We start from the raw sequence: 17,547 nt of genomic DNA, 5'->3' as shown, positions 1-17,547 counted from the left end.
TACGACCGTCGTACGCCATCCGGATCCGGCGGGGCGCCGTGGACCTGCCCATTAGGGTCGGCACATGGCTACTCCCGAATTCATCCGCACGCTGCGGGCGTCCATCGACCATCAGCTGCTCTGGCTGCCAGGGGTCACCGCGATCGTCTTCGACGACGAGGGCAGAGTGCTGCTCGGCCGACGGACCGACACCCGCCAGTGGTCGGTCATCGGCGGCATCACGGAACCGGGCGAGCAGCCCGCCGCCTGCGCCGTGCGGGAGGTCTTCGAGGAGACGGCGGTGCACTGCGTCGCCGAGCGGATCGTCCTCGTCCAGGCCCTGGAGCCGGTGACCTACCCCAACGGGGACGTCTGCCAGTACATGGACATCACCGTCCGCTGCCGGGCGGTGGGCGGCGAGGCCCGGGTCAACGACGACGAGTCGCTGGAGGTGGGCTGGTTCACGCTGGACTCGCTGCCTCAGTTGCACGAGTTCGCCCTCTTCCGGATCAAGCAGGCCATGTCCGAGGCACCCACATGGTTTGACCCTATGACTGCCAGCTGAAGTATGGGTGGCCAGCACATGTGGTGAGGACTGGGCTCCGCTTAGGGTCGGCCCATGACCTCGTCCACCCCCCTGCCCGGTCCCGGCTCCCACGGCCGGCCCCTCCCCCTCGACCTCGGTGGCCGCACCGCAGTCGTCACCGGTGCCGCCGGCGGCATCGGCCGTGCCTGCGCGCTGCGGCTCGCCGCCGCCGGGGCCGAGGTACGGGCCGTCGACCGCGACGCGGCCGGCCTGGCCGAGCTGGCCCAGCAGGCGGAGCAGTCCGCAGACCTCGCGGGCACCGTCGTACCGCACGTCGTGGACCTCACCGACCTCGACGCCGCCGAAGGCGCCGCCGCCGGGGCCGACGTGCTGGTCAACAACGCCGGGCTGCAACTCGTACGCCCCCTCGAGGAGTTCCCGCCCGAGGTGTTCCACACCGTGCTGACCGTGATGCTGGAGGCACCCTTCCGCCTCATCCGCGGTGCCCTCCCGCACATGTACGCGCAGAGCTGGGGCCGGATCGTCAATGTGTCCTCCGTCCATGGTCTGCGTGCCTCCGCCTTCAAATCCGCCTATGTGGCTGCCAAACATGGCCTCGAAGGTCTCTCCAAGACGGCGGCTCTGGAAGGCGCTCCCCACGGTGTGACCTCCAACTGCGTGAACCCGGCCTATGTGCGCACCCCCCTGGTCGAGAAGCAGATCGCCGACCAGGCTCAGGCGCACGGGATCCCCGAGGAGCGCGTCCTGTCCGAGATCCTGCTGAAGGACAGCGCGCTCAAGCGGCTCATCGAACCGGAGGAGGTCGCCGAGGCGGTGGCCTATCTGTGCGGCCCCCGGGCGTCCTTCGTCACCGGCACCTCGCTGGTGCTCGACGGCGGATGGACGGCCCACTGACCGGCCCGGCGGCATCGGGCCCGGGACTTTTCCACAGGCCTGACCGGCCGGCCGGCCGATACGGGATCCTGTGACCATGTCTCGCGATCACGTTCAGTCGGCACCCAGTGGCAGCGCCGAGGCCGAGTACCTCGAGCTGCTGGCCCGCGACGCCTCCGTGGAGGCCTACGAGCAGCCGGTGCTGCTCGCCCGCGCCGAGGGCCGGCCCGCCGACCGGATCGCCGCGCTGGAGCAGGCCAAGCGGCTCGCCCTGCGCGTCCGCGCGGAGCTGGAGGGCCGCAGGCGACGCGAGGCGGAGCTGTCCGCGCTGTTCGAGACGGCCCACGACCTGGCAGGGCTGAGGGACCTGGACGCCGTCCTCCAGGCCATCGTGCAGCGCGCCCGCTCCCTGCTCGGCACGGACGTCGCCTACCTCACGCTGAACGACCCGGCGCGCGGCGACACCTACATGCGGGTGACGGAGGGCTCGGTGTCCGCCCGTTTCCAGCAGCTGCGCCTCGGCATGGGGGAGGGGCTCGGCGGGCTCGTCGCCCAGACCACGCGGCCGTACGTCACCGACGACTACTTCCAGGACGCCCGGTTCCAGCACACGCTCACCATCGACTCCGGCGTCAGCGACGAGGGCCTGGTCGCCATCCTCGGAGTACCCCTGATGCTCGGCCCGCACGTCATCGGTGTGCTCTTCGCCGCCGACCGCAGGGCCCGCGTCTTCGAGCGCGAGCAGATCGCGCTGCTCGGCTCCTTCGCCGCTCTCGCCGCGGCCGCCATCGACACCGCCAACCTGCTCAGCGAGACCCGCGCCGCGCTGGCCGGTCTCGAGCAGGCCAACGAGATCATCCGGGACCGCAGCGCCGTCATCGAACGCGCCTCCGACGTCCACGACCGGCTCGCCGAACTCGTGCTGCGCGGCGGCGGAGTCCACGACGTGGCCGCGGCCGTCTCCGAGATCCTCGACGGCACCGTCGAGTACACCGAGCCCGATGCGGTTCCGGCCGAGGCACTGGAAGCGTCCCGCGCCGAGGGCCACGCCGTACGGCACACAGACGACTGGACCGCCGCGGTCACCGCGGGCGGGGAACTCCTCGGGGCCCTCGTCCTGCGCGGGCACCCGGACATGGACCCCGTCGACCTGCGCACACTGGAGCGCGCGGCCATGGTGACCTCGCTGCTCCTGCTCGCCCGCCGCTCCGCCGCCGAGGCCGAACAACGCGTACGGGGCGAGCTGCTGGACGACCTCCTGGACGCCCGTGACCGGGACCCGCGGCTGCTGCGCGACCGCGCCGCCCGGCTCGATGCCGATCTGAACGCCCCGCACGTCGTGCTCGCCGCACGCCTCGACGGCCCGGCGGCCGACGCGGACGAGGAGGCGGCTGCCCGCCGCCGTCTGTGGTCCGCCGCGTCCCACCTCGCCGCCACCCGGCACGGCCTGGCCGCCGCCCGTGACGGGGGCACCGTCCTGCTGCTGCCGCTCGGGGCCGGCGACACCGCCACGGACGTGGCCCGCCGCGCCGCCCGGCACCTGGGCACGGCCGTCCACCAGCCGGTCACGGTCGGCGCCTCCGCCCCCGTCACCGGTCTGGCCGCGCACCCGGAGAAGGTCACCGCGGCCTACGCCGAGGGCCGCCGCTGCCTGGACGCGCTGCACCTGCTGGGCCGGGCGGGCGACGGCGCCGCGGCCGAGGACTTCGGCTTCCTCGGCCTGCTCCTCGCGGGCGAACGGGACGTGGCCGGCTTCGTCGACCGCACCATCGGCCCGGTCGCCTCCTACGACGAGCGGCGCGGCACGGAACTGCTGCGCACCATGGACGCGTACTTCGGCTGCGGGATGAGCCCGGCCCGTACCAAGGACGCGCTTCACGTGCACGTGAACACGGTCGCCCAACGCCTGGAGCGGGTGGGCCGGCTGCTCGGCGAGGACTGGCAGACCCCCGCCCGCGCCCTGGAGATCCAGCTGGCCCTGCGACTGCACCGGTTGGCGGCACCGGAAAGACGCTGACCCCCGTACGGACATGCCGTACGGGGGCCCGGTGCAGGCGCTGGGGCCGCTTGTTCAGACCGTCCGCGCCTCGGCGGCCGGGGTCGCGTCGGACGGCTCGCCCTCCTCGCCCTCGACGCGGGCGAGGTCCCGGTGCCGCGTCTCCCGGGCCACGCCCACCGCGATCAGGGTCAGCACCGCGGCGGCGATCACGTACAGGGCGATCGGGGTGGAACTGCCGTAGTCGGAGAGCAGCGCGGTCGCGATGAGCGGGGCGGGCGCGCCGGCCGCCACGGAGGCGAACTGCGCACCGATGGAAGCGCCCGAGTACCGCATCCGCGTGGCGAACATCTCGGCGAAGAAGGCGGCCTGGGGGGCGTACATGGCGCCGTGCAGCACGAGCCCGATGGTCACGGCGAGTATCAGGTAGCCGAACGAGCCGGTGTCCACGAGGGAGAAGAACGGGAACATCCACAGGCCCACACCGGCCGCGCCGAGCAGGTACACCGGCCGCCGCCCGACCCGGTCGGACAGCGCGCCCCAGGCGGGGATGACCACGAAGTGCACGGCGGAGCCTATGAGGACGGCGTTGAGAGCGGTCTGCTTGGACACGCCCGCCGAGGTGGTGGCGTAGACGAGGATGAAGGCGGTGATGACGTAGTAGCTGATGTTCTCCGCCATGCGGGCGCCCATCGCCACCAGCACGTCGCGCCAGTGGTGGTGCAGCACGGAGACGAGCGGCAGCTTCTCCGCCTCATCGGCCCGGCGGGACTCGGCGCGCTCCAGCGCCTCCTTGAACACCGGCGATTCGTCGACGGACAGCCGGATCCACAGACCGACGATGACGAGCACCCCGGAGAGCAGGAAGGGAATCCGCCAGCCCCAGGTGCCGAAGGCGTCGTCGGACAGGACGGCGGTGAGCAGTGAGAGCACGCCGGTCGCGAGCAACTGCCCCGCCGGTGCGCCGGTCTGCGGCCACGAGGCCCAGAAGCCGCGCCGTCGCGCGTCCCCGTGCTCCGACACCAGCAGGACGGCCCCGCCCCACTCACCACCGAGCGCGAAACCCTGGACGAGCCGGAGCGTGGTGAGCAGCACGGGCGCGGCGGTGCCGACGGTGGCGTGCGTGGGCAGCAGTCCGATGGCGAAGGTGGCTCCGCCCATCAGCACCAGGCTGAGCACCAGGAGCTTCTTCCGTCCCAGCCGGTCACCGTAGTGCCCGAACACGAGCGCCCCCAACGGGCGGGCCGCGAACCCCACGGCGTACGTCAGGAACGACAGCAGCGTCCCGACGAGCGGGTCGGAGTCCGGGAAGAACAGCTTGTTGAACACGAGGGCGGCAGCGGAGCCGTAGAGGAAGAAGTCGTACCACTCGATGGTGGTACCGATGAGGCTGGCGGCGACGATACGGGGGAGGCTGGCGGGGGGTGGGGGAGCGGATGCTGCTGCGGAGGCCATGTGCGCCACTTCCTCGTGTGCGGTGGGGACGGGTATGTGTCGGCACACCGTAGGAACATGCAGGTCAGGAGCACATGTGGTGGGGCAACATAGTTCGAGGCGGGGTTATGCGTCGGGCCCCCATGCCCGCTCGTGGAGGGGTGGCTGAGAGGCTTGAAGAGGAGACACATTCATGCTGTCCTCGGCGGCCGTGGCGGGCTGGGCCGGTCGCCGTGGGCGTGCCCAAGCCCTACAAGATCGACCTGTCCGACGGGCAGTGGTCGCTGGTCGGGCCGGTGATCACCGCGCGGAAGGCGGCGCACCCCTCGGGCGGCGGTCACCAGTGCCGGTACGCGAGGAGTGGGCTGCCCGCATCCCGGCAGAGGTGCAGGTCTTCTTCGGCGGCCGGGTGTGAGCCGGGGCGGGCGCCGGATTCGGTGGTTCTCTACGTGGTTTCCCTGATGTCCTGCGGCGACCCGGGACGCGAAGATGCGGGGCGAACGGGCTTCCCGGGCCGGAGCGAAAGGACCACGTGTTGGGCTGGATCATCTTTTTCGCCGTCATCTTGGCCCCGTCCCTGATCGGCTTGACCTTCGCGGTCCGTACCGCCCGCCGGGTCGGCAAGGCGGACCGGGCGATGCGTGCCCTTGCTGCTCGTCCTGATTGGGAGCAGCTCAAGCGCGACAAGGACGGGGCGCAGTGGGCCGGTTATGCGAGCCACTTCCCCTGGCTGCTGCGCGCGCGGCACGGGACCACCGTGACCGGCCCGCTCGATGGACACCAGGTCACCGTCGCCAGGCTCGTCGAGAACCTGACGAGCAAGGTCGACGCCCACTGGTTGGTCGTCGTGTTCGAGGTGCCGGGCAGCGGACCGAACCTGCGTCTGGAGCGCAATTGGAGTGCGGCGGAACTCGGACTCACCCTCCACAAGGATGCGCCGTACCTGCCGATGAGCGACGACCGCGCGGAGACGACCGAGCGGTTCTATGCCTCGGAGCTGCCCGAGCGCCTGGTCAAGCTCGCCGGACCGGCGGTCTCGGTGACGAAGGACGAGGTCTGCTTCGTTCACCACCCGCTGCCGGACGTGGTGGACATGGACAGGCTGCTGGAGGAACTGGCGGAGATGCTTCCGGACCTCGTCGCGCTCGCTGGAGACGGTGCCCCGGAGCGCTGAACGTCCTCGCGGGGGCCTGGAGACTGTCCAATCAGCGGCGGATCTGGTGATCAAGGGAGAGACGCCACGTGAGCGAGACGATGATCGGGCGCGAGTCCGCGGAGGAGTCGGCTGGTGGTGCGATGACGTCGGCCGCGTCGGACGAGCGGCTCGTCGCGATGCTGGTTACCGGGCCCGCGGCTGACCAAGCGGGTGCTCGGGTCCGCCCTGAAGGGCGAGATCACCGATCTCGTCCGGAGGAATTGGACGACGCTCCCGTGTTCGTACCGGTGTGTCCGGGATCCGTTGCGGCTGCGGTTGGTGCGGATGAGTCATGTGCCGAGTGCGGCGACGGTGGACATGCCCCGTCGGCGGTGTTCGTCGGGCGGCAGCGGCCCGTCGGTCTGACCGAAGAAGCGGGGGTCCTCGACACCATCAGCGCTCGGTGAACCGGGCGCTGGTGTGCGGCACTTCCTTATGCGCCGGGAGGCCGGGCTCAGAGGCTGGGGAAGACGGCCGTGAAGAACAGCCACAACCGGCGAGTGGCCGTTGGCCTCCGGTGTCATCCTCGTGACCAACGATCTGATCTGGTTCAGGGTCGAGGGAGCCAAGGGGGGTGGAGCCATGGCTGCAGACGTGCTGGGGGCCTTCGAGGACAGGATCACGCACAGCGCGGCCGAGGAGCCGTGACGCGATCGGGCTCCGCCGCGCGGGTCAGGCCGTGGCGTCCTCGAACTGGCCCAGAAAGCGGAAGCGGCCCCCGGACGCCTGGAAGAGGTACATCGCCTTCGTGGTGTAGCCGGCGCTTGAGCCCGTGTAGCGCAGTCGCTTGGTGATTCCTCGGTAGTCGGTCTCCCGCAGCCGCCACACGAGCGGTCCCCGTTCAGTGAGGGACGCGCCCAGCGCCGTCAGCGCGCGGGCCACGAAGAGTGTCGCGTCGTAGGCCTCCGCGGAGTACCAGGGCGGGGCGGTGCCGAAGCGGTGGCGGTAGTCGGCGACGAAGGACTTCGCCGCCGTCACACGGGTCGGATCGAGGAAGGCGGTGGCGAAGACCCAGCCCTCGGCGGCGTCCCCGGCCACGGTGAAGAAGCGGGTGTCGAGGGCGCGTTGGGTGGCCAACCGGGCTCCGGAGTAGCCGGCCGCGCGCAGTGCTCGCGCCAGTTTCGCCGCGCGTTCGAATCCTCCGGCGAACAGCACTGCGTCCGCCTTCCAGCCGGTCACCGTCTCGGCGAGGGCACGGAAGTCGTCGGCCGTGTCGTCCTCGGCGGCGAGAGTGCGCCGGGTCGTGGTGCGCTGTCCGGATCGGAGCGCCTGGGCGACGTCCGCGCAGAGCTCCCAGCTGAAGTCGCCCTGGGCCGCGTCGTCGATCAGCACCGTTCTGCGCGTTCGGACGGTGCGTACGAGGTGGGCGATCAGGGGTGCCGCCAAGTTGCGGTCGGGGGGCCGGGTGGCCGCGTACGTCCGGTACCTTCCGGCGGACACTCCGTCGAGCCCGACCGACACGCAGACCATGGGCAGCAGCGCTTTCCGGTACTGCTCAAGGACGGCCTTGGCGCAGGCGTCGGTGGTCGGCCCGATCACCGCGCGGACCCGGCCGTCGGCCGACAGTTGCCGCGAGACCTGCTGTGCCCGGGTGGTGCTGCCCGCGTCGTCGTGCACCTGGAGGGCGAGGTCGAAGCCGCGGTCGGCACGGGAGTTGAGGTGGTCGACGGCGAGCCGGACACCGTTCTCCTGCGCCAGGCCGGCCGTCTTCTGGTCTCCCGTCAGATCGGCGTGCAGGGCGACCACCTGCTCCGGAAGCCGTGTGCCGCCCCCTTGCGCCGGCGCACGGCGGGGGCGACCCGCGGTCCACCAGGCGGCCGTGGCGCCCGCCGCCACGACCCCGGCGGACGAGCCCAGCATCAGCAGGCGGCGCCGCGTGGCGCCCTTCGGCCGTTCCTGCGAGCCCGGCACAGTGTCGGCGCCTGCCGGGGCGCCGGACACCTCGGTCGCCTCGACCGCGGGCAGAGCGAGGACGGCGGCCGAACGGCGTGCGATCAGCCGGGTGAGCGACTCCGGCAACCAGCCACCGGCCTCGCCCGCACGGTCCAGAGCCGCCTGGACCTCGGGCACGGTGGGGCGGGCGCCGGGCTCCTTCGCCAGGCAGTCCCGCAGCAGCGGCAGCAACGGCGTCGGTACGGCGTCCAGGTCCGGCTCGTCGTGGACCGTACGCACCAGCACCTGGGCCGCCGAGCCCGACCCGAAGGGGCGCTCGCCCGTCACCGCGTACGCCAGCAGACAGCCGAGCGAGAATACGTCGCTGGCCGGCCCGATCTCCCGGCCCCGCCCCTGGGCCTGTTCGGGGGAGAGGAAGCCGGGGGAGCCGACCACCATCCCGCTGGCGGTGAGCGCGGTGTCCTCCGGCGGCCGGGCGATCCCGAAGTCGATCATCCGCGGCCCGTCGACCGCGAGCAGCACATTGGCGGGCTTGACGTCCCGGTGCACCAGACCCGCCCCGTGCACCGCCTCCAGCGCCTCGGCCAGCCGCGCCCCCAGGACGCGGGCACTCCGGTACGGCAGAGGGCCGCACTCCTCCACCGCTTCCGCGAGGGAGGGCCCCGGCACGAACTCCGTTGCCAGCCACGGCGACTCCGCGTCCGGGTCCGCGTCGAGCAGCGGCACGACCCAGGGGTTCGCCACCCGGCCCGCCGTCTCCACCTCGCGGCGGAAGCGGGCCCGAAAGCCCGGGTCGTCCGCGTGTGCGGCGCGGATGACCTTCACCGCGACGAGCGAACCCCCACCGGAGCGGGCCAGGTAGACCACGCCCATGCCGCCCGCGCCGAGGCGGCGCAGCAGCCGGTGATCCGCGATCCTGGCCGGGTCGGCTCCGCGCAACGGCTCCATCAACGCCCCATCAGCCGGCCACCTGGTACGGCGCCGGTCCCTGGTACGCGAATCTGCCGCCTTCGACCTTCCACAGGTGGACTCCGCTGCCGTCGGGCACCAGTGCCCCGGTCTCCTTGGAGAATGCGAGGTTCCGGGCGATGCCCTTGTGCGACCCCGATCGCAGTGCCGTCGTCAGAGTCTGCCGCGTGCGGCGGCCCACGCTCAGCGACCGCAACGTCCTCACGGCGAACTGCGCCACGTCGTACGTCTCCACGGCGTACCGCTCCGGCTCCGCTCCGAAGAGCTTGCGGTGGGCAGCCCTGAACGCCTTCGCCTCAGGCGCCACGGTTGCGTCCATGGCGGGCGCGACGATCACCCAGCCGTCGGCCGCGTCCCCCGCGGCGGACAGGAACCGGGCGTCGAGCACCCCTTGGGCGGCTGCCCTGACTCCCGCGAAGTCACGGCTGGTCAGCTCCCTGGCCAGCAGCGCGGCCCGGTCGTGGTATCCGGCGAAGACCACCGAGTCGGCGCCCCCGTCCAGCAGGGCGTCCAGGGTCGGCCCGAAGTCGGTGCGCAGTGCGCTGACCACCTTGGGCACGGCAGGCATCGGGACCTTGCGAAGGAGGGTGGTGAGGGTGCTGCTGATCTCCCAGGCGTAGGCGTCCGCCGCCCGGTCGTCGACGATCCCGACCGTGCGCGACTTCGCCGTACCGCGCAGGTACGCGTCCAGATAGAAGGGCAGCAGCGTGTCCGTCACCCGGGCGTGCAGGAAGGACCGACCGCCCATCACTTGCAGCGCGGTGGCGCCGGGCGTCACCGCGATCAGCGGCAGCGACGCGGCGTCGTACGTCGCCAGCGAGGCCAGGGCGGTGGCGTCCGTGGTGGGACCGATCACCGCCAGCACGGAACGGTCGGCGACGAGTTCCTTGGCCGCCTTGGGTGCCCGGGTCGGATCGCCACCGTCGTCCACCGTCTTCACGGCGAGGGTGAAGGGCTTGCCCGCACGGGAGTTGAACTCGTGGACCGCGAGCCGCAGCCCTCGATCCTGAGCCCGGCCGACCGCCTTCTGGTCACCCGTCAGATCAGCGTGCAGACCGAGGGTGTACACCGGACCCGTGGCCGTCGGCGTGGCGTCGTCCTCGCCGCCGCCTTCCCTGTCGAGCCCCGCCCACGCCGCCAGTCCACCCCCGGCCGCGACGACCGCCGCGCCTCCGGTCAGGAGCAGGAACCGGCGTCTGCCGACGGCACGGGCCGCCGGCCGCGCGGCCGCGGTGTCCGGCGGGGCGGTGCCGGCGGACGCGGGGTCGACCTCGGTCACGTCGACGGCGGGCAGGGCGAGGCCGGCCGCCGAGCGTTCCGCGATCAGCCGGACCAACGGCTCGGGCAACCAGGCGTCGTCCGCGGGGAGTAGCCCGTCGGCCGCCTGCTCGGCCTCGCCGTCGGCGACCGCATCCGGCGCGTCGGTGTCCTGCGGGGTCGCGGGACGCACCGCCTGCAGCGCCTTCCGTGGGTCGGGTGGCGTTTCGGACGCGGTGACCGTGAGCGTCTCCGACAGCGCCTCCGCCGTGGGCCGCAGCCGCGGGTCCTTCTCCAGGCAGCCGCGCACCACCTCGGCGAGCGGCCGGGGCACGCCCTCCAGGTCCGGGGCGTCGTGCACCGTACGGTACAGCAGCGCGTCCAGCGAGCCGGTGCCGAACGGAGGACGGCCGGTGGCCGCGAAGGCCAGCACGCAGCCGAGCGAGAAGATGTCGCCGGACGCAGCCGACTCTCCTGTGCCCCGGGCCTGTTCGGGCGGCAGGAAGCCGGGAGTGCCGACCACCACACCGGTCGAGGTGAGCGCCGTGTCCTGCGGATCGCGGGCCACACCGAAATCGATCAGCCGGGGCCCGTCGAGCGCCAGCAGCACATTGCCCGGCTTGACGTCCCGGTGCACGAGGCCGACGCCGTGCAGGTCCCCCAACGCCTGGGCGAGCCGCGTCCCCAGTACACGCAGGCCCCGTACGGGCAACGGCCCGTGGGCCACGACGGCCTCACCGAGCGAGGGTCCCGGCACGAAGGCAGTGGCCAGCCAGGGCTGCGCCGCATCCGGGTCCGCGTCGACGAGGGACGCCACCCAAGGACTGGTCATCCGGCGGGCGGTCTCCGCCTCCCTGCGGAACCGTTCCCGGAAGCCGGCGTCCTCGGCGTACTCGGCCTGGATCACCTTCAGTGCGACCAGCGAACCATCCGCCGAGCGGGCCAGGTAGACCACACCCATCCCGCCCGCGCCGAGCCGCCCGAGCAGTCGATGACCCGCCAGCCTGGACGGATCGGAAGTACGCAACGGTTCCATCACTTCCCCTTCAACCGCTGCTGGACGCGCACCAGCATCTGCCCCAGGACGTCGGCGCCCAGTTGTTGGAGTTCCTGCTCGGTGTGCCCCTTCGCGCCCGTCACGGAGACGGCCACGACGACCGTGCCCAGCCGTGCGACCATCCACCGGTACGGCTGCGCGGCACCGTCCTCCTCGACGTACTGCCCGGCCTCCAGCACGGAGTCATCGGCGTACTCCTGCTCGCGGGCGCCGAAGGGGGTGCCGAGCGAGTTCAGGCCTGTGATCCGGGCGTCGGCCCGGGGGTGCTGCTCCGGGCAGCGCAGGACCTCCTCCAGGGTGGTGCTCAGTTGTTCGTCGGCGCCAAGGGCGGAGGAGTGTGCCGTGGCCGCGGCGGTCACCTTGACGGCACCCTTGGAGCCGCCGGCGGGCAGCAGGCTGTAGCGGGACAGGCTGGCCAGCACTCCCCGAGGAGCCTTCTCCCGCTCCCAGCGGCAGCCGTCGTCCAGCACGGCCCAGGTGCCCGGCCGGCTCACGGCAGGATCCTGGGCGACAAAGCCCCGCCCCCAGTCACCCGGAGTGAACACCACCGACTCCACCAGCCTCTGTCCGTCCTTCGAGGTTCTGGGGACGAAGGACGCGTCGGGTGTGAAGACGGGGGTGGCGGTCGACCCGCCGGACGGGCGCGCCGTGGCTTGCGGCGAGGCGGTGTGCGCGGACCCCCCGGTCCGCCGCGGGGACCCGCCGTCCGCCCCATGAGCCGAACACCCGGCCAGCAGACTCCCCGTCACCAGGAGTGTCACCCAACTACCCCGTACGCCGTGGGCGTTGCCTCTCACGCATTCCCCTCTGCACCGCTTGAGTTGTCCGACTGGTCGAACGTAGACGGCGGCGGGGGCGGCGGCCTCAGTGGAAACACGTAATCGACTACGGGTTTCGCCATGTCGCAGGGTGTTCGGTGCGGAGGTGGCGTGGAGTACGTAATTCCACGGATGCGCCAGTCCCCACGGCACCGCCACACTGAGGCGATGCAGGGATCCCCCCCGGCCCGCGTCCTTCCCGGGCACGCCCCGGGCCCGGAACTCGGCGCACGTCCTGGCAGTCCTGGTGGTCAGCGCCGCGTGCTGGGCGTTCATCCAGTTCTACTGGGCCGATGACCCGCAGGTCAGCGGTCAGTTCCGTGCTGCCGCACCGGAGCAGGGCGTGTTGTGGATGGCGGTGCCGGCCGCGGGGTCAGCGGCAGGAGGGATCACGTGGGTGGCCTCACGGCGCCGGGCACGCCCGGTGGTGCTGTACGGGGTGTGGCTCGCCACGGTCGCCGTCGCCGTTGTGGTGATCCTGGCACCGCAGCCGCAGGCGGCCGAGACCTGCGCCCACAACCGACCCACCGGCGTCGCTCACGACCCGGCTCCCAGTCCGACGCGGGTCATGAGTCCGGCCAGGGCCGCGCGGGACGGCACCGACGCCTTGCGGTAGATCGAGGACAGGTGGGTCTCGACGGTGCGTCGGCTGAGGTGGAGCCGGGCGGCGATGTCCTGGTTGCTCAGCCCCTGCGCCACCAGCTCGGCCACTTCCAGCTCACGCACGGTCAGTTCCGCGAGCTGCGCCGGGAGCTCCGGTGTCTCCGCCATCACCTGGGGGCGGATCAGTTCGGCGAGGTCCACCAGCAGGCGTGCGCCGCCGCCGACGGCGATGCGGTGCGCCCGGTGCCACATCGTGGCGGCGCGCGCACCCTGCCCGGTGCGCTGCACCAAGGGCGCCGCTCGCAGCAAGGAATACGCCTCCCACAGGGTCTGGCCGCAGCGGACGTATTCCTGTGCCGCCGCGTCGAGGAGCCGTACGGCCTTGCCCGTCTCGCCGTGGTGCTCGGCCAGTGTGGCCTGGGCGCGCAGGGCGGCCGCGCGCTGACCGTCGAGGCCGAGCCGGTCGGCCTCGTGGGTGGCCTGGGCGGCCCAGCGGCCGGCCGCCTCGACGTCCCCGGCGGTGAGGGCCGCGGCCGCGAGCGTGTCGAGCTGGCCCGGACGGATCGACGGCTGCAGCAGGGGCAGTTCGGGGCCGCCGCCTGCCGTCGTGATGGCCTCCTGGGCGCGATGAGGGTCACCGCTGACGAAGGCCGCGTGCCCGAGCATGCACCAGGCCAGCGACGACCACCACCCCCTGCTGCGGCCGGCCGCGGCGGTGGCCTCCTCACCGGTGGCCAGGGCGCTTCCGTCGCCCAGCGGTCGGGCCAGCAACAGCACCAGCGTCTTGATGGCGAGGGTGAAGCCCAGAAGGTCGTCGCTGCCCGCGGCCCGGGCGATGGACTCCGCCTCCTCGGCGGCCTCCAGCGCTGACGGCAGACGGCAGGTGGTGAGGTGGACGAAGGCCCTGCTCGTCAACAGATGGGGCAGGACGTGGAGTTGTCCGGTGCGGCGGGCGATGCCCAGCCCCCGGGTGATGTGCCGCTCGGCATCGGCGTAGCGCTCCAGCAGGGTTTCCGCCCAGGACAGCCAGACCAGCGCCTCGCACAGACCGGCGATGCCGGGATCGGTCAGCGAGTCCGCGAGTGACGCGGCGGAGTCGGCGAACCCGGCCGCCGCATCCGTCTCGCCCTCGTACGCCTCGCCCAGGGCGGCGAGCGCGAGCGCCGCCGCCTCACCGGTGGGATCGTCGTGGGCGCGGGCGACGGCGACGGCCTGCGCGACGTCCGCGCGTGCCTGCGGATAGGACGCGGTCAGCAGGGAGGACATGCCGAGGGCCAGGCGCAGGGAGACCGCCTGGGCGGGGGACGGGCCGGGATCGCGGGACAGCTCCCGGCGCAGCAGGGCGGTGGCCTCGGGGGAGTGGCCGAGGTGCCGCTCCATCACGGCGCACTGGGCGACGGCCCGCGTCCGCAGTTCGGGATGGTCCTTGCCGGCGGTCTCGATGAGGGAGTGCAGCAGGTCCCGGCTCTCCCGTAGGTTCCCGCTGACGCCGAGCGCGCGGGCGCGCGCCAGGACCAGTTCGCCGCGCCGCGTGAAGCGGTCGGGAGTGTCCGGCATATGGGTCAGGACGACATCCTGCAGCTGGGCGGCGATGGCCGGCGCAGTCGACGCGAACCGTGCGGCAGCCTCGGTGAGCACCTCCGCGGCCTGGGCATCCCAGTCGGTCAACGACCGTGCGACGTGGTGGGCCCGCTCGGTGGCGGGAGCGCCGCGGCGGGCGAGTTCCCGCGCAGTGCGGCGGTGGAATTCGGCACGCCGCCCCGGCGCGGTCCTCTCGTAGACCAGGGCCCGGACCAAGGGATGACGCAACATCCACCGGCCGCCCGGCCCGGCGCGCAGCAGATCGCGCGCCACCAGGGCTGTGGTCTCCTGCTCCACGTCCCGGACGGAGAGCTCGCTCACCACGGCCAGCAGGGCGGACGAGGCGTGGTCGCCGAGCGCCGCGACCGCCTCCACGAGCCGGCGCTGCGACCCGGTGAGCGTCCCCAACTCGTCCAGCAGCAGCGCCGCGAGCCCGCCGGGTACGCCGGCCGCGTAGCCGGCGTCCGTGGCGTCGGCGTGGGTGGCCGGGGTGTGGCCAGGCAGAGACGCCCCGGTGCGGTGGGCGTGCCCCAACGCCAGCAGATACAAGGGGTTGCCCTCGCTGGCGGCGTGCAGCCGCTTGGCCTGGTCCTCGGCGATGTCGGGCGCCAGCGCCAGGACGGATTCCTGTTCGGAGAGCGGCTCCAGGGGGAGGTGGAGCACGGTCCCGCTGTCCGCGCCGCGCGTCAGCGCCGCGGTCAGGGTTGTCGGCGTCTGCCGGACCCGCCGGGCCACGACCAGCAGGACGCGTCCGCGCACGGGGTGCCGGATCATGTGGTCCACTAGCTCGCGTGACGCGGGATCCGCCCAGTGCACGTCGTCCAGAGCCAGCACCAGACCACGCTCACCCAGCTGCGTCAGGAACGCTGCGATCGCACGATGCAGCCCGAACCGGGCGGCGGCGCTTTCGACGGAACCGTCGCCCGGGGCCTGCCGGACGCCGTGCAGCACCGAGTGTGCCTCGGCGAAGGCGGGGTCGGCGAAGGCTGCCTGTGCGCCGGGATCGGCATCGGCGAACGCGTCCGTGAACAGATGGAAAGGAACCTGCTGTTCATACTCGGTGGCCCGTCCGCGCAGTACGGTGAACCCGGCCCTGCGGGCCCGCGCGCACACCTCGTCGAGCAACCTGCTCTTGCCGATGCCGGGTTCACCGACGACGTCGACGACCTCCGGCAGCCCGGAACCGCCCAGGCCTGCCAGCACTGCATCCAGCCGTTCGAGCTCCGCCGATCTGCCTACCAGTCCCGCCACGTTCTCGTCCCCCCAATGGTGATCTCTCACCTGCGTGGATCTTTGTTTCCCCACAGGTCACCCTAAGGGGAGGTTTTGTGCCCCTCCTTTACGCGGGTCAATGAATGTGAAGGTGACCCGGACCCGGTGGCCGCAGCCGCCGCCCGCACCGACAGCTACCTCGGCGAGGCACAGGCGGCGAACACGCCGATCCGGCAGTTCTCTGTGCGGCCGGCCGCCGCGAGTATGGGCGCTGCACCCCGGCTGAGACGGTGCCTTTCTTCAGGAAGCCGGTGTCGTCCGCGATCAGCACACCGTCAGGTCGGCCGAGCCGATCGGCCACGTATTCCGGAAGGTCATCGCGGATCTCGTCTCGGAGTGACCGCACTCGTCCTGCCGTGTCCCCGTAACCGCAGCGCACGGAGCGGGGAGGCCCAGCGGTCATACCGTGAGCGCGCTGCTCGCCGACGCGCGTCCGGGAAGGGAACTACTCCTGACTACTCCTGCCCGGGGACGGCCATCTCCCCAAGGAGCGACCAGTCGTCCTGAGGAACGGTCGCGTTCACGATGCGCGGCGTCTCGACCAGATGGGGCGGCAGCGTCTGCTGCGCAGCCTTGAAGTGCGCGGACTGCACATGCTCGGCGCCGGCATCGTCGTCGCGGAAGGCCTCGACCAGGACGTACTCCGTCGGGTCCGCCACGCTGCGCGACCAGTCGAACCACAGGCAGCCGGGCTCGGCGCGCGTGGCCCGTGTGAAGTCGTCGGTGATCTCGGGCCAGCGGTCGGCGTGCTCGGGACGGACTCGGAACTTGGCGGTAATGAAGATCATGGGATTCCTTCGCTGATGTCTGTTCGTTCTGGATCAAACGGGCGTTGCGTACGGCGGATCGTACGACCTCGGTTTGCTGTCGCCGGCTCGCCCCGCCCACGACAGCGGACGGGTCGCGGCATTCCGCCGTACGGCTGCGGCGCGCCACGCGCCGCGGCGGGCCGCGGTGGAGCGGGCAGGTGGCGCGGGCCTACCCGACGGACCGTTACGACCGGAGTACCAACCGACCGTCCGCGTAGGGAAGGACCTTGGCGCGCGGCAGGTGCACGAGGACCTCCTCGCAGACCGGAAGTCCCTCCTCCCGCGGCGACTTGGCCCTGACGAGTTGCCCGGCGACCTCCACCTCGAGCACGCGCTGCGCGCCATGGTCGCTGACCCCCCGCAGCCGGCCGGGGAAGGTGTTGGGGCCGGGGTCCGTGACGACCCTGACGTATTCGGGCCGGACGCCGACCTGGACGTCGGTCGTGCCGTGGGGGATGTCCCAGGCGACGGACAGCCTCCGACCGCCCAGCTCGAAGGGCCCGTCGTTGCAGTCGACGGTCAGGAAGTTCATCGCCGGTGAGCCGATGAAGTAGCCGACGTAGGTGGAGGAGGGCGCCTCGAAGAGCTGCTCAGGGGTGCCCTGCTGCACGGCGCGGCCATCCTTCATGACCAGCAATTCCTGCGCGAAGCTCATCGCCTCGTACTGGTCGTGGGTCACATAGATCACCGTGGGCCGGAACTGCTGGGTGATCTCACGGATCTTGCGCCGCAGCGAGTGCTTCAGCTGCGGGTCGATGACGGTCAGCGGCTCGTCCATCAGGACGGCCGCCACGTCGTCACGGACCAGGCCGCGGCCGAGCGAGATCAGCTGCTTGTCGTCGGCGGTGAGGCCGCGGGCGGGCTGGCGCAGCCGGTCGTGCAGGTCCAGGGCCTCGGCGACCTGCTGCACCTTGGCGTCGATCCTCGCCTTGTCCCAGCGCCGGCACTGCAGCGGGAAGGCGAGGTTCTCGTAGACCGTCATCGACTTGTAGATGACGGGGAACTGGAAGACCTGGGCGATGTTGCGCGCCTTCGTGGGCAGGGCGGTGACGTCGACGCCGTCGAACAGCACCTGTCCCCGGGATGGTCTGACCAGGCCCGACAGGATGTTCAGCAGCGTCGTCTTGCCGCAGCCCGAGGGTCCGACCAGCGCATAGGTCTTGCCGGACTCGAAGGTCAGCTTCAGCGGCTTGAGAGCCCACTGCTCCTCCTCGGCCCCCCGCGCGTACGCGTGCCCGACGTCGACGATGTCCAACTGCGCCAT

At 72.1% G+C, this 17,547-nt stretch carries 11 protein-coding genes and 1 pseudogene; 4 read left to right on the top strand and 8 right to left on the bottom strand.

What is annotated here, in order from left to right; genetic code table 11:
- Positions 1-64: 64 nt before the first annotated feature.
- From ACZ5CW_RS06350 to ACZ5CW_RS06340, 3 genes are all read left to right on the top strand, one after another.
- Positions 65-544 carry an NUDIX hydrolase gene (locus ACZ5CW_RS06350; protein WP_468598895.1) on the top strand — a complete coding sequence of 160 codons (480 nt, stop codon included), beginning with the start codon at positions 65-67 and terminating at the stop codon, positions 542-544.
- 54 nt (positions 545-598) lie between these two features.
- On the top strand, positions 599-1,420 hold the full coding sequence (locus tag ACZ5CW_RS06345; protein WP_468598894.1) for a 3-hydroxybutyrate dehydrogenase: 822 nt from the start codon (positions 599-601) through the stop codon (positions 1,418-1,420).
- Between the two features lie 76 nt (positions 1,421-1,496).
- A complete protein-coding gene (locus ACZ5CW_RS06340) occupies positions 1,497-3,416 on the top strand; it encodes a helix-turn-helix domain-containing protein (protein ID WP_468598892.1) in 1,920 nt (639 codons plus the stop codon).
- Positions 3,417-3,470: 54 nt separating this feature from the next.
- Here the strand turns inward: ACZ5CW_RS06340 and ACZ5CW_RS06335 are convergent, their stop codons facing one another.
- Positions 3,471-4,850 carry an MFS transporter gene (locus ACZ5CW_RS06335; RefSeq protein ID WP_468598890.1) on the bottom strand — a complete coding sequence of 460 codons (1,380 nt, stop codon included), beginning with the start codon at positions 4,848-4,850 and terminating at the stop codon, positions 3,471-3,473.
- Positions 4,851-5,364: 514 nt separating this feature from the next.
- On the opposite strand from ACZ5CW_RS06335, the gene ACZ5CW_RS06330 reads away from it, so the two are divergent.
- Positions 5,365-6,003: a hypothetical protein gene (locus tag ACZ5CW_RS06330; RefSeq protein WP_468598888.1), complete on the top strand. Its 639-nt coding sequence runs from the start codon at positions 5,365-5,367 to the stop codon at positions 6,001-6,003.
- A gap of 693 nt (positions 6,004-6,696) precedes the next feature.
- Here the strand turns inward: ACZ5CW_RS06330 and ACZ5CW_RS06325 are convergent.
- The 7 genes and pseudogenes from ACZ5CW_RS06325 to ACZ5CW_RS06295 form a co-directional block, all read right to left on the bottom strand.
- Positions 6,697-8,865, bottom strand: coding sequence for a bifunctional serine/threonine-protein kinase/ABC transporter substrate-binding protein (locus ACZ5CW_RS06325; protein ID WP_468598886.1), 2,169 nt, complete (start codon positions 8,863-8,865; stop codon positions 6,697-6,699).
- 10 nt (positions 8,866-8,875) lie between these two features.
- On the bottom strand, positions 8,876-11,179 hold the full coding sequence (locus ACZ5CW_RS06320; protein ID WP_468598884.1) for a bifunctional serine/threonine-protein kinase/ABC transporter substrate-binding protein: 2,304 nt from the start codon (positions 11,177-11,179) through the stop codon (positions 8,876-8,878).
- Complete coding sequence (locus ACZ5CW_RS06315; RefSeq protein ID WP_468598882.1) at positions 11,179-11,694, bottom strand: hypothetical protein; 516 nt, start codon at positions 11,692-11,694, stop codon at positions 11,179-11,181. The genes ACZ5CW_RS06320 and ACZ5CW_RS06315 overlap by 1 nt, the downstream gene beginning before the upstream one ends.
- Before the next feature lie 861 nt (positions 11,695-12,555).
- Positions 12,556-15,453 (bottom strand): helix-turn-helix transcriptional regulator, encoded by a 2,898-nt coding sequence (locus tag ACZ5CW_RS06310; RefSeq protein WP_468598880.1) that lies wholly within the window; start codon positions 15,451-15,453, stop codon positions 12,556-12,558.
- A gap of 161 nt (positions 15,454-15,614) precedes the next feature.
- Positions 15,615-15,799: pseudogene (locus tag ACZ5CW_RS06305) on the bottom strand (transposase); the annotation flags it as partial.
- Between the two features lie 130 nt (positions 15,800-15,929).
- Entirely contained in the window at positions 15,930-16,262 is a 333-nt protein-coding gene (locus tag ACZ5CW_RS06300) for a putative quinol monooxygenase (RefSeq protein ID WP_468598878.1), read from the bottom strand.
- Between the two features lie 205 nt (positions 16,263-16,467).
- Entirely contained in the window at positions 16,468-17,547 is a 1,080-nt protein-coding gene (locus tag ACZ5CW_RS06295) for an ABC transporter ATP-binding protein (protein ID WP_468598876.1), read from the bottom strand.

The sequence above is a fragment of the Streptomyces sp. NPDC031379 genome (assembly GCF_055569615.1).
The sequence above is the reverse complement of the archived record's forward strand: the minus strand, read 5'-3'. Positions and strand labels throughout refer to the sequence as shown.

Bases quoted from the DNA above. Each gene is read 5' to 3' on its own strand.
- ACZ5CW_RS06350 (WP_468598895.1), top strand. From the start codon at position 65: ATGGCTACTCCCGAATTCATCCGCACGCTGCGGGCGTCCATCGACCAT.
- ACZ5CW_RS06345 (WP_468598894.1), top strand. From the start codon at position 599: ATGACCTCGTCCACCCCCCTGCCCGGTCCCGGCTCCCACGGCCGGCCC.
- ACZ5CW_RS06340 (WP_468598892.1), top strand. From the start codon at position 1,497: ATGTCTCGCGATCACGTTCAGTCGGCACCCAGTGGCAGCGCCGAGGCC.
- ACZ5CW_RS06335 (WP_468598890.1), bottom strand. From the start codon at position 4,850: ATGGCCTCCGCAGCAGCATCCGCTCCCCCACCCCCCGCCAGCCTCCCC.
- ACZ5CW_RS06325 (WP_468598886.1), bottom strand. From the start codon at position 8,865: ATGGAGCCGTTGCGCGGAGCCGACCCGGCCAGGATCGCGGATCACCGG.
- ACZ5CW_RS06320 (WP_468598884.1), bottom strand. From the start codon at position 11,179: ATGGAACCGTTGCGTACTTCCGATCCGTCCAGGCTGGCGGGTCATCGA.
- ACZ5CW_RS06300 (WP_468598878.1), bottom strand. From the start codon at position 16,262: ATGATCTTCATTACCGCCAAGTTCCGAGTCCGTCCCGAGCACGCCGAC.
- ACZ5CW_RS06295 (WP_468598876.1), bottom strand. From the start codon at position 17,547: ATGGCGCAGTTGGACATCGTCGACGTCGGGCACGCGTACGCGCGGGGG.